The organism is Thermogutta hypogea, assembly GCF_055386265.1.
Genome location: NZ_AP042425.1, coordinates 3,449,963 through 3,462,878 on the forward strand (window position 1 = coordinate 3,449,963; position 12,916 = coordinate 3,462,878).

The 12,916-nt window shown below is 64.5% G+C and carries 8 protein-coding genes; 5 read left to right on the top strand and 3 right to left on the bottom strand.

Annotated elements, in window-relative coordinates:
* The first annotated feature begins 53 nt into the window (after positions 1–53).
* The 5 genes from folP (at position 54) to ACZ5B4_RS12470 (ending at position 8,204) form a co-directional block, all read left to right on the top strand.
* Positions 54–884 carry a dihydropteroate synthase gene (gene folP / locus ACZ5B4_RS12450; protein ID WP_464911555.1) on the top strand — a complete coding sequence of 277 codons (831 nt, stop codon included), beginning with the start codon at positions 54–56 and terminating at the stop codon, positions 882–884.
* Positions 885–1,502: 618 nt separating this feature from the next.
* Entirely contained in the window at positions 1,503–2,567 is a 1,065-nt protein-coding gene (locus tag ACZ5B4_RS12455; protein WP_464911556.1) for a DUF1559 domain-containing protein, read from the top strand.
* Between the two features lie 452 nt (positions 2,568–3,019).
* On the top strand, positions 3,020–6,397 hold the full coding sequence (locus tag ACZ5B4_RS12460; RefSeq protein ID WP_464911557.1) for a Tex-like N-terminal domain-containing protein: 3,378 nt from the start codon (positions 3,020–3,022) through the stop codon (positions 6,395–6,397).
* Positions 6,398–6,452: 55 nt separating this feature from the next.
* Complete coding sequence (locus ACZ5B4_RS12465; RefSeq protein WP_464911558.1) at positions 6,453–6,944, top strand: hypothetical protein; 492 nt, start codon at positions 6,453–6,455, stop codon at positions 6,942–6,944.
* Positions 6,945–7,067: 123 nt separating this feature from the next.
* The gene (locus ACZ5B4_RS12470) at positions 7,068–8,204 is read left to right on the top strand and encodes an ABC transporter permease (protein ID WP_464911559.1); all 1,137 of its coding nucleotides are present in this window, start codon (positions 7,068–7,070) and stop codon (positions 8,202–8,204) included.
* Positions 8,205–8,231: 27 nt separating this feature from the next.
* On the opposite strand, the gene ACZ5B4_RS12475 is transcribed toward ACZ5B4_RS12470, so the two are convergent.
* The 3 genes from ACZ5B4_RS12475 to ACZ5B4_RS12485 form a co-directional block, all read right to left on the bottom strand.
* A complete protein-coding gene (locus tag ACZ5B4_RS12475; RefSeq protein WP_464911560.1) occupies positions 8,232–8,705 on the bottom strand; it encodes a hypothetical protein in 474 nt (157 codons plus the stop codon).
* 158 nt (positions 8,706–8,863) lie between these two features.
* The gene (gene bioD, locus ACZ5B4_RS12480) at positions 8,864–9,571 is read right to left on the bottom strand and encodes a dethiobiotin synthase (protein ID WP_464911561.1); all 708 of its coding nucleotides are present in this window, start codon (positions 9,569–9,571) and stop codon (positions 8,864–8,866) included.
* Positions 9,572–9,718: 147 nt separating this feature from the next.
* Positions 9,719–12,754, bottom strand: a complete 3,036-nt coding sequence (locus tag ACZ5B4_RS12485; RefSeq protein ID WP_464911562.1) for a malectin domain-containing carbohydrate-binding protein — start codon at positions 12,752–12,754, stop codon at positions 9,719–9,721.
* Positions 12,755–12,916 lie beyond the last annotated feature (162 nt).

Here is a 12,916-nt window from a genome sequence, read left to right on the forward strand (position 1 = left end):
GGCGGAATAACCGCCGGGGCGAAACGCCGACGAGGCAAGGCGAGCAAGATACAATGGCCGAATCGCACTGGCACATTCGCGGCGGTGTGTTGAGTTGGGGTGATCACCCCCTATTGATGGGCATCGTCAACGTCACGCCCGATAGCTTCTCCGACGGCGGCCGATTCCTCCACCCGCAAGCCGCGATCGACCATGCCTTGCGTTTGGTCGAAGAGGGTGCGGACATCCTGGATGTCGGCGGCGAAAGCACGCGGCCCGGTGCGGAACCGGTGACTACGGACGAAGAACTCCGCCGCGTCCTCCCCGTAGTCGAGGCCCTGGCCGATCGCGTCTCCGTGCCAATCTCCATCGATACGACCAAGGCCGCGGTCGCCGGCGCCGCCCTCCAGGCCGGAGCCGCGATTGTGAACGACGTGTCGGGTTTGAACGCCGACCCCGAGATGGCGGCCGTGGTTCGCGTGCATCGGGCGGGGCTGTGCCTGATGCACATGCGCGGCACCCCGCAAACCATGCAAGCGCTCGCCGACTATCACGATGTGGTCGCGGACGTCCTGGCCGAACTTCACCTCCGCCTGGAGGCCGCCACGGCGGCGGGAATCGCCCCCGAAGCCGTGGTCCTCGATCCCGGGCTGGGCTTTGCCAAAACGCCCGAGCACAATTGGCGCTTGGTCGCCCAAATACGCCGCTTTCACGAGCTGGGCCGGCCGATCCTGGTGGGCCATTCGCGAAAACGCTTTCTTCGCGAGATGGTGGGCGACCATCCGGCCGCCGTCCGCCGTGCCACCGCCGGCCTGGCGATCATGCTGGCCGCCGCCGGTGTGCAAATCCTCCGCGTTCACGACGTCGGCCTCGTCCGCCGAGCCCTTGCCGTTCCGTCGGCGTGAATCCGAACAATCCTCTCTTTTCAAGCCGACGGCGCCGAGGCATCGACGAAACCCGCTGGTGCGCGCGGCAAAAGAACGGAAAGCATTGACCGCCGGGGAAAGGCTTGTCGGGGGAAGCCGACCGGCCGCCCCATCCCCTTCGTATTCCGAATCGTTCCCAACTTTCTCCGACTCCCGCTACCGCAAACTCTTTGCGGGCAACGCGTTCCACCCCGGGCTTCCGGTGCCGCAACCGCAGCTGGGATCGTCCCGTCCGAAGGCTCAAACCGCGACGCGCGGCGACCGACAACGCCAAACGTGAGAGTTCTTTGCGACTCTTTTTTGGTCGTTTTGTTAGTCGCTCCGCCCCCGTCTTCCTTCTGAAAATTGGGTACGGCGATATGACTATTGCTAAGCGGTGCCGGCATTTCGAAGTTCCGCAAATTGACAGGCGAGGCGGCTTCTGTTAGAGTGAATGGTTTATATAAAGTGATCGCGATTAGATGGGGGCGGCGGATTCTATTTCCATCTTGATGGAGATCGGGCTCCGCGCAAGGAATTTTTTCGATTTTCACGACTATTTGTTTTCACAGGCGGTGCTGTGAATATTCGTGTGTTCTGTTTTTCGGAGGAGTCTCGATGGGTCGAATTGTGGGTTTAGGTTCCGGGCGAAATAGAACCCGGTCGGCGTTCACGCTGGTGGAGTTGCTTGTCGTCATCGCCATCATCGGTATTTTGATCGCCTTACTTCTACCGGCCGTGCAAGCGGCCCGGGAAGCCGCTCGACGAAGCCAATGCACCAATAACTTGAAGCAATTGGCTCTGGCGATGCAAAATTATCATGACGTCTATAACGGATTCCCGGCTCGACAAGCAGGCTCCGGCGACGCGAACAGCAACAGCGGCATTACTCATCGCGGTCGTTTGAGCGGCTGGGCCGCCTTGACGCCGTATTTCGAGCAAAAGGCGTTGAATGATCAGATTTATGCCACGCCGCATCAGGCGCCCTGGAACGGCACCACCTGGTACAATACGCAATTGCCGGCGCTGAATTGCCCCAGTGATACCAATACCTTACCGCCGACGGGCACCGCCCGCGGTACGCTGAATTACTGCATGAACGGGGGCGACTCTCCCATCGACAGCTTCAATGCGCCGCCCAGCAGCACGATGGTCCGAGGCGTCTTTCACGTATTTCGCTGGACCAACATGGCGGAAATCACGGACGGGACCAGCAACACGGCCATCCTTTCCGAACGCCTCAAGCCGCGCTCGCAGAATGCGTTGGGAAACGTCGTCGGCCTGAGCCTGGGGACGAATCCGCTCACATGCCGTGCGGCGTATGACGCGGGCCAACGACGCTACGTCTCGGGAAGCTTCACGACCGACACCGCGCCGGGATTTCGTTGGGCCGACGGCGCCGCGTGGTTTGCCGGTTTCACCACGATTCTGCCCCCGAATTCGGCATCTTGCGCCAATGCCGCCAGCCACTGGGAACGGGGAATCTACACGCCCAGCAGTTGGCATCCCGGCGGTGTGAACGTCGCCTTGGCCGACGGTTCCGTGCGGTTTGTTTCGGAAACGGTCGATACCGGGGATCTGAACCTCAATTTTCCGGGAGCCAACGGCGGCGGCATGAGCCCCTATGGTGTTTGGGGGGCTTTGGGCACCAAGAGCGGCGGGGAAGCGTCCTCCTCGCCGTGACGTCTTGCTCCCGTCCGAAGCATGCCGGTTCGGCGGCCGCATGATCGTCGCAGAATCACGACCCGGGGTGTCTGCCATGCCCATGGCGGCCGTCCCGGGTTTTTTTCATTTGTTGGAACCTTCGGGATAACGCCGCATCCTTTACCGGTACACATCTTGTACGGGACCTGCTCGCTCGCACGGGAAGCCCCGCCGGGGTGCGCCTTCTTCCGGGCCAATGCCGGGTCGCAACGTTGCCCGGTCGGCGGTACGTCGCAATCGGTACCGGTTTCGCTCACTCGGATACCAACAATCGGGTGGTTTCGGTTATACTCTCGTAGAGTGCGTGTTGGGCCGTCGGTTCGCAACGTCTTTGCCGAAAGATCGTCTTGCCGGCCGAGGTGCGGCTGCGTCGTTTCCCATCAGGCCGATCCGGCGCGTCCGGTTACATTTCGAGGCTTTCCCGAATTCCTATGGCTACCACGGAAGTCACCATCTCGTTGCGGCAATTGAGCTGGGGGTTGCACGTCTCCGCCGAGCAGGTCCAAGCGGTCGTGGAACTGCTCGACGCGGGGAACACCATTCCCTTCATTACGCGCTATCGGAAGGATCAAACCGGCGGGCTGGATGAAGAGAAGGTCTGGGCCATCGCCGAAAGGCTGGCCAAGCAGCGGCAACTGGCGGAGCGCAAGCAGACCATCCTGCGCTCCATCGAGTCGCAGAACAAACTGACGCCCGCTTTGGCCAAGCAAATCCTGGGTGCGCGGACGCTCAAGCGCCTGGAAGACCTCTACCTGCCGTTCAAGCCCAAGAAGCAGACGTTGGCGACCGCGGCCCGGGAACGCGGTCTCGATCATTTGGCCGAAGAGATCATCAGCCGAGACCCCATCGCGGCGGATCTGGATCGACGGGCGGCCGACTACGTCAACCCGGATAAGCAGGTTACTTCCGGCGCGGACGCCTTATTGGGCGCGGGACACATTTTGGCCGAGATGTTCAGCGAGAACGCCGAACTTCGCCAGCGGCTGCGGGATATCTTAATGCAGACGGGCAAGATAAGCACGTCGCTGACGGAAGATGCGGCCAAGTCGTTGGCGCCCCCCGCCGCCGCGCCGACGTCGGCGACGCCGACCCAAGCGGTCGTTGCTCAGCAAACGGGGCCGACCGTCGCGGAGGCTCCGACCGAGGAACCGGCCGGCCAAGCCGCTACGACTTCCGAGGCCGACGCTTCGGCGTCTCCAGCCGCCTCGGAGGAATCGACTTCGCCCGCCGAGGACCGCGAACCGGGCGAAGAGACGGCGACCGCAAGCGCCCCTCAGCAAATCGCGCCGACCGACGCCTCTCCCCCGGAATTGGAACCGGAGTCGTCGCCGACGGCAAACGCGGCCGGCGAGGCGGTCGCCTCAGATAACGCCCAGGTCGAGCCGACCGCGGCGCCCGCGGCGGCTCCCCCGATTTCGCCCACGGTCCCGCTCAAACCGTCGCAATCGGCCAAGGAGGAAGAGCGTCGCAAGAAGCGGGAGCGGTTTCTGCGATTGTTCACCGACTATGCCCGCTTTTCCGAAAGCGTGCGAACCATCCCGCCGCACCGAATCCTGGCCATCAATCGCGGGGAACGGGAAAAGGTCTTGCGGGTCCGGCTCGAAGCCGACCTGGAGTCGCTGCAAAAGGCGGCGGAAGAGATTTGCGTCCCCGCCGATCATCCCCACGCGGAATTCCTCCGCGGTTGCGTGAAGGCGGCCCTCACGCGGTTGATTCTGCCGGCCTTGGAACGCGAGATTCGCCGCGAGCTGAACGAAAAGGCCGAGAAGCACGCAGTGCAGGTCTTCGCCCGCAACCTCCGGCGCTTGCTCCTCCAGCCGCCGGTTCGCAACCATACCGTGCTGGCCATCGACCCGGGACTCCGCCAGGGTTGCAAGTTCGCGGTGTTGGACCCTTACGGGAAGGTGCTGGATCACGGGGTGTTCTCGATCATCGGGTCGAGCGATCGGATCGAGAGCGGCAAGCAGCGCGTGCTCGAAATCGTGCAGAAACACGGCGTGACGCTGATCGCGTTGGGCAACGGAACGGGCTGCCGCGAGACGGAGGAATTCTTGGCCCGGCTGATGCAGAACGAGTGGAAGGAGGGCGGGCCGGCCTACGTGATCGTGAACGAGGCCGGCGCCAGCGTCTATTCCGTGAGCCAGATCGGACGCGAGGAATTGCCCGAGTACGACGCCGCCATCCGCGGCGCGATCTGCATCGGGCGACGGCTCCTCGATCCCCTCAGCGAATTGGTGAAGATCGAACCCTCCGCCCTGGGCGTGGGATTGTACCAGCACGACCTCAAGCAAAAGCATCTGGAACAGTCGCTGGATCAGGTCGTGCAATCGTGCGTGAGCTTCGTGGGCGTGGATGTCAACACGGGCAGTCCGGCCCTTCTGACCTATGTTTCCGGTCTCAATCAGCTCACCGCGCGGAGGATTTACGAGTACCGCCGCGAGCATGGGCCGTTTCGCAATCGGGAGCAACTGAAAGAGGTCCCCGGCGTCGGAGAGGCCACGTTCGTTCAAGCGGCCGGCTTTCTGAAGATTAGCGGGGGAGACAATCCGCTGGATGCCACGTGGATTCATCCCGAAAGTTACGAGCCGGCCCGGCGGGTGATGGAAAAGCTGGGCATCGCGCCCGAGCAATTGACGCAACCCGAGGTACTGCAACCGCTCAGCGAGAAGATCGCCGCTTTGGATGTGCCGGCCCTGGCGCAGGAGTTGGGTTGCGGGCCGCTCTTGCTGCGAGACATTCTGCAACAATTGCAGCGGCCCGGCCGGGACCCCCGTGAAGATTTTCCGCCGCCCATCTTCAAAAAGGGCGTCTTGAAGATGGACGATCTGGAGCCGGGCATGGAACTGAACGGCATAGTGCTGAACGTGGTGGACTTCGGGGCCTTCGTGGACGTCGGAGTCAAGCAGCCGGGGTTGGTCCACCTCAGCCGCATGGCCGCGCGATTCGTCTCCGATCCACACGAGGTCGTCGCACCGGGCGATATCGTGCGGGTGTGGGTGGTGGAGGTGGACAAGTCCCGCCGCCGCGTGTCGTTGAGCATGGTGCCGCCCGGCACTCCCGTACCGTCCCGGTCGGGCGGCCGACCGCGCGGGGAACGCCGCGCCGCACGTTCCGAGGGCGCGCCGCCCGGCGCCGACGGACGAGCGGCACCGCGGCGAGCGGGAACCGGGGATGCGCCCGCGGAAAGATCGACGGAACGTCGCGGCGGAGGAAAGCCTGCCGCTGATCGTTCCGGAGAGCGGCGCGATCGGCAGCGTCCGCCCCAGCGACCCCCGCGCCGAGCGGAAGCGCGGCAAGAGAAACGGCCCGAAAGAGAAGATCGACGGGCGACCCGCGGGGACGGTGCGGAGATTTCCCGACCCGTCCGCCTGCCTCAGCGTCTCACCTCTTCCAAGGCCCCGCCGACGCCCATCAGCGAGGAAGTACTGGAAGGCAAGCAGCCGATGCGGAGCTTTTCCGATTTGATGCAGTATTTCGCGGCCAAGGGCGCGGCGCGGCCGGCGCCGGGGGCACAGGGTGCAGGTCAGCCCCAAGGGCGTGGAAAGGATCGTCCTCGCGACGGCAAGCAGGGCGGACGCGACGCCGGCGCGGCTGCCGAAAACCTCCGGGAGCAGGTTGCGGAGAGTCCCACCGCGGAAGCGCCGCAAGCATCCTCGGATGCCGAGAAGGGAGCTCCGGCGGAAAGCCCGAATCTCTCCGCCTCGCCGCCCTTGTCCGCCGGGGATGCCTCCGCTACCGTTAGTTTGGGGAATTCGAAGACGGACGCGACGCCGGGCTTCGGCCAAGACGAGCCGAATTCCTCCCTGTAGTTCCCGCGCCCTTAATCCGGCCTTCGTCGAACTCGGAGCGTTTCTTTGGGGGATTATGAACGATTTTGAGCAACGACTGCAAAAGGCGATCGACCGCGGAAGGCGGATCGGGCGGCAGCGTGCCGAAGCCGAGGCGCGGGCCGCTTTGAGCGAAGCCGAACTCCGCGCCCTGCATACGCAATATCGCCTGGAGCTATGCGACTACCTCGAGTCGTGCCTGAAAAAATTGCAGGGGCATCTGCCCGGGTTCCAATTCGAGACCGTGCTTTCGGATCGCGGTTGGGGGGCCGCCGTCAGCCGCGAGGACTTTCGCGCGCGTTCCGGATCGACATCGACCAATTTGTACAGCCGTTTGGAGTTGCTGATTCGCCCCCTAAGCCCCTATGCCGTCCTCGATCTGGCGGCCAAAGCGACGGTCCGCGATCGGGAATTGTTCAACCGCAATTTTTTCCAGCCGCTGGGCGAAGTGGACATCGAGACCTTCCGCGAGACCATCGACCGGTGGATCGTGGAGTTCGCCGAGGCCTATGCCGCGAGGACCGCCTGATGCGGGCATCCCGAAGCGGATGCTCGCCGGCGCGGCAATCGGTCGGCGCGAAGGCTCCCGCCTGGTAGCTTGAGGTCGATGCGGCGCCCCGACCGGCCGGCTCCGTCCGTGCAGCGCTGAGACATGACCGAAACGCATTCCACGGATATCGCGACCGTCGGCGCGCGGCCCCCATCGGGCGGTCGGTCTCCGACCGCGGAGGCGTGGCGGCGATTGCGGCGGAACCGGGCCGCGATCGGTTCCCTCGCCTTTCTCGGGATCTTGGCCGCGGCGGCCGTTCTAACGCCGTTTTTCCCCCTCGCTCCGCCCCGGCTGGTGGATACCGAACGGCAATTGCTGCCGCCTCGGGTACGGCCTCTGATGGAGCGGATGCTCTTGGGGAGCTACGAAGCCGGTCCGAACCGATCCTCGCGGCTGCAATCGCTCTCGGCGGATGAGATCGAGGCCAAGCTGCAAGAAGGCTTCGGCCGGTTGGGGCCTTTCAGTCGCTTCCTGCTCCGAGCGAGGATCGCCGTCTTCGGAGAGCTGTGCCTCGCGCCGCTTTGCGGTACCGATCGCTTGGGCAGAGATGTGTTGTCGCGCGTTTTCTGGGGTTCCCGCATCTCTTTGGCCGTGGGATTGGTCGCGACGCTGGTCTCTCTCGTCATCGGCGTCACGTACGGCGCCGTGGCGGGTTTCGTCGGCGGATGGATCGACGACTTGATGATGCGCATCGTCGACGTCCTCTATTCCGTCCCTTTCATCTTCGTCGTGATCTTCCTGATCACGATCTTGAGCGCCGAATCGGTCAAGAACATGCTGGAGGATCGCTTCGGGATCACACGGATCATGATCTTTTTTCTGGTGGTGGGAGCCATCTATTGGCTGACGATGGCGCGGGTGGTTCGCGGGCAGGTGCTGTCCCTCCGCCAAGAATTGTACGTCGAGGCCGCTCGCGCCTTGGGGGCCGGACCCGTCCGCATCCTCTTTCGCCACATCGTTCCCAACCTCGTCGGCGTGGTCATCGTCTATCTCACGTTGACGATCCCCCGCGTGATGCTCTTCGAGGCGTTCCTGTCCTTTCTCGGATTGGGGGTGGAACCTCCGGACGTCTCCTGGGGGCTGCTGGCCAACGAAGGCTTGCAGATGATCACGCCGATCCGCATCTATTGGTGGTTGGTGATCTTTCCCGGCCTGGCGTTGGCGGCCACGCTCTACGCCCTGAATTTTCTGGGAGACGGTCTTCGCGACGCGCTCGACCCGCGGTTGAAGGATGTGTGATGCCTCGCGCGTTCGCGACGGCGGGGCTTACCATTGCGATTCGCCGCGGCGGGCCAGATAGTAGTCCAATCTTGCGAGGACGGCCTCGCGGTACGGGCCGAAAGGCACGAACACCGCCCGCAAGGCATCCACCGGGCTGAACCGCTTGGTATCCAACAGAAAGACGCCGCGATCGCCGATACGGACGGCTCGGATTGTTTGCCAAGGGATGCGGTGCAGCCGCCCGAAGACCGTGCGCTCCACGCCCTGCGGACCCATGCGATAGGTCGCGGGCAGGAGCGCTCGCAGAAAGGACAGCACGATCAAGCCGTCCGCCACGAACGTCCACAAAAGCCGCGAGGTCACGATCCAGGCCCCGACCGACGTCGCCGCCAACGCCAGGAGGAAGACCGCTACCGTGAACGGCTCGTGGGCGATCGGCCAGTCATCCCACTCCAATAGCGGCGGATCGTCTTCGGGAAGATGCTCGTACCTTCGGGTGATGGTGCTGGCGGTGCTCATGGCGTGATTCGCAGCAAAGGCTCGCGCGGCAATCGCCGCGGAGAACGAGGCCCGCTTCCATTATACCTCGCCCGTGATGCCGGCCGCGGGCTTCCTTTTCCGACGAGGCCGCGAGGCGCCCGTACTGCTCCGCGCCGCCGGACCGGGCCGGGCGTACGTCAGCGTCGGGCAGGCTGCGCCGTTCGGTACCAGTCCACCGGCGGAGAAAACTCGGTCGCCCCGAAAGTCAACACGGCCAGCAGCGGAGCCGTACTGCGAGCGGCGATTTCTCGTGCGTTGTCTTCGCGACTGACGTCCGCCGGGTCCGGCGCGGACGGTTCGTTCAGAATGATTCCCGCCGTTTCCAGCCCGCCCCGATAAACGGACGCCGCCGTCAGGGTCGTGAGCGTGTGATTGATGGTCCCCAAGGCGTTGCGGGAAACGATCACGAGTGGAAAGCCGAATTCGCGGGCCAGGTCGGCCACATAATCCTCCTCGCTGATCGGCGAAAGCAAGCCGCCCACGCCCTCGACCAGGACGACCTCGGATCGCTCCAGCCACGGCCGCAGTCCGCGACGGAGGAGATCGCGGTCGATGCGGCGGTTTTCCTTGGCGGCGGCCAGATGCGGGGCCAAGGGGGCCGCGAAGCGCTGGGGGCAAACCTCGGAGAGCGTGCCCGGCCGCCCCGCCGCCTCCCAAAGCAAGAGCGCGTCATCGGAGACGATTTCCCCGTGGACGCTGCGGCAGCCGCTGGCGACCGGTTTGTAAACGCCGACGGCATGGCCCGCCCGCCTTAGCGATCGCGCGATCAGGGCCGCCACGTAGGTCTTGCCGATCTCCGTATCGGTACCGGTGATGAACAGCCCGCGCGGGCCGTCTCCTTCCATCAGTTGATCCTCCCTCGTTACCTTCGCCGTCGCCGCAAACTGCCTCGGAGGGCATGATAGGGCCGGCGCGACGGACCGCCGCGGCCGGCGCGGCCGATCGAGCCTGCGGCGGGCGAAGCACGCGACCAGGCGTCTCGCATCGCGGATTCACGGCCGTAGCACGACGACGCTCAAATTGACTTCCGGGGCCGCGGCCGGATAGCACAGCCGAGCATCGCCGGTTTGGGTTTCCACGTAATACTCGAAATCACCGACCAGGTCTTGGGCCGGTATCGTGGCGCGATAGACGCCGCGGGCCTCGTGTTCCAGGGCTGCCTCGCGAAAAGCTTCCTCCCCCAAGGGTCGCCAACGAAGGACCGCGCGGTCCGGAACCAAGCCCAGCGCGATCACCTTGAGGCGGAAATGCTCGCCCGCCGTCAGCAACGTCCGCTGCGTGGGGACGATCAGTCGGGGCGGTCCGTCGTAGACCGTTCCCGGCCGAGCTTCCGGCGGAAGGGGTTCTCCCAACAGTTGCTCCAACTCCGCACCGGGATCGTACAGGAGCATGGGCAAGACGTGTTGCTGCCAATTGGCGACGTTGCCCAGGCCGCCGTACGTGCTGACGTGGGACAGCAAGTAGCGATGGGTCTCCGCCGCCTCTCGAACCAACCGGATGCGGAGCGGCAAGGCCTCTTCCCGGGCGATTCGCCGTTGCTCCTGCGGGTCGGGTGCTTGTTTGGCCTTGGTAACAGCCGCGTTGTAGGCCGCCCACGTGCAATTTACTCGTCCGTTGGCTCGCATATAGCGGAACAGGTACAGCCAGTAATCGAATCTATCCAGGTTACCCGGTCCGACGATGCGATCCCGCAGGGCCCCCAATTGGGAAACGAAGGCATATTCCGGGGCGACCTTTTCCCAGGGTCGCGGATCGGGCTTCATGCCGCCGGGGCCGCCGACCCAATCACTGGGGCGCGGGAGTCGGCCGTCCACCGCGGCAAAGATCTCGGCGATCTCGGCGGCGGCTTCGGGACCGAATTGGGCTGCCGCCCAGTCCACGTAGAAGTCGTGTGCCGCCAAAAAGCGATCGGCTTGGGTATCTGTGACGGGCCAATCGGCGGCATAGTCCTGCCAAGCCGAGCCGCCGCAGTTCACCGCCCGCGTGACGGGGCCTTCCAGTCGAATCGCCGCGACGGAGGGGAACTCGACTTCGCGGACGAAGTCGATCGTCAGGCGGCCGTCCGTCACGGCCACGTCTTCGAATGTGTAATCGAGCGCCCGATTCCGGCCCACTCGGGCGAAGATGTCCAAACCTTGGATGACGGATTGCCCTTGCAGCCGCACGCCGAAGACCCGTTTTCCCGCCTCGGCATAGTGCGGTTCGCAAAACTTGAGGATCACGCGATAGCGGCCGTTGGGCACGTCGAAGTGATAGGCGTCCACATTGTAGCGGACGGTCTGGTAGAGCACGTCGTCTTCGGTATCGGCGATTTCGGCGCCGAGAAAGGACGCCCAATTGCCGCCTTGCGGGCCTTCCTCAGGGACGGCCTCGGGTGGGGGAACTTTTCCGAAGTGCGGATTCCATGCGGCTTGCTCCCAGGCGGCCTTGGCGAGCGCGGAGACGTTCGGCCCCAATTGGCGCGTTCTCCAATGGATGCCCATCAAACCGGTGCAACCGTAGGCCAAGGCGTCGGCGGCGTCCTTGCGCATGCGGCCGACCCAAAGCTGGAGGCTGTTGAGGGCGGGATCGTCCTCCAGCCAGGGAATGGCCCATTTGGGGCGTCCCTCGACCTGGGCGAAGCCCGGCTCCACCGGTTCGTGTCCCACTTGGCGATTGATGCAACTGACGGCCCAGTCCTTGGGAAGGACCTTGTCGAACATGGCCCGATCCTGCTCCGGGCCGAGCACCCAGCCGCAGGTCGCCAGGCCGAACGGGGCGCCGACTTTACGGGCGGCCTCCGCCGCGGCGTTCAAGTCGGCCAACGTGGCCTCGACCTGCTCGGGCTTGGTCCCCGACCAGGTCCAACCCTCGGGCGTCCAGAACCAATAATAGTCCAGGGGGTGCGTTTGCATGATGCGGCGGAACATCCCCTCGTAAACCTCTTGCACGACGGCGGGATCGCGGGGGTCCTTGCCGGCCGCATCCAAACGCTTTTGCACGGCGCGGGGAATGGTCAGCGGCGTCTCCGTCCCCACGACGGTCTTGACTCCCAGCAGCCGGGCGAAATGGAAGGCGTCGTGCAAGGTGACGCCCATCGCTTCGAATAGCTGATTCGTCTTTTCGACGGGCGCTTGGTTCCAGGGAGAATAGCCCTGCATGTAGTCGGCGCCGAAATCATCCGTCTCGAACATCTGATCGGCGCCCCAAACATAGTCGGAGGTCTTCCACGGGCGATAGCCCCAGGCCCCGGTCACATTGCCGGTGAGGAAGTGCCGGGCGGGATAGCTGAACCGGACGGCCGGCCCCTCCCCGATATCATCCGGCGTGCCGATCCACACCAACGGCTCCGGTCCGACGCCGCCCTCCGGGTAGCAATGCAGCCCGAAGAAATTCATCCCCAACTTGGGCAGTTGGGCCAGCACCGCCCGATAATCGTCCAGACTCCACCAGTCCGGTCCCTCCGGAAAGTCGTGAAACGGCTGGATGCCGCGATGAGAGAATAAGGGGCGGCGTGCCTCGTCGAGCTGCGGCAAGGACCAACCGATGAGCCGGTCGGGAAGGACGTCGCCCTCCAGATAGAATCTCACTCCGTAGCTCTCGGCCGTGCGATACGCGGCGTAGAGCAGCGAACTCGCGTCGTGGCCCGCCACGACCAACACTTGGCGCTCGCCCCGCGGTACGGTCCAAAGCACGTAGCCGTCGGGGTGAACGGCGGCTAGTCGACCGGCCAATTCCGGCGCGGAGTCATCCAGTCCCATCCGCTTCCACCAACGGCCGTTTTCCAGCGTCCCGGCGTAAGCAATCAGAATGACGTCGGAATTCTCGGGAACGCCGGAAGCGATGGGCAGCAAGACGCGCGTCCGCTGATAGACGTAGCGTCGGACCTCTTGCGCGGCCAGCCGCTCGACGGCGTCCGCGTCTTCTCCGATCACGACGGTGGCCGGCGGAGCCGATTCCGACGCGGAGAGTTTCCCGGAACAAAGGCATGCCGCCGCGAGCGAGGCGACGTACAACAGGAACCCAACCCAACCGATGGATCGCGACATGAGGCTTTCCTCCCGAGTGTTCACCAGCGGTTCCGGAACATGCGCGATGCGCTCCCGCGGAGCGCCTGCAACAAGGAGCGGTCGGCAGGACAGGGCGGTTGACGGCCCGACGGTCATCGCGACACAAGACGGCATCCCGCGCGGCCGCGACGGCGTAGCCAT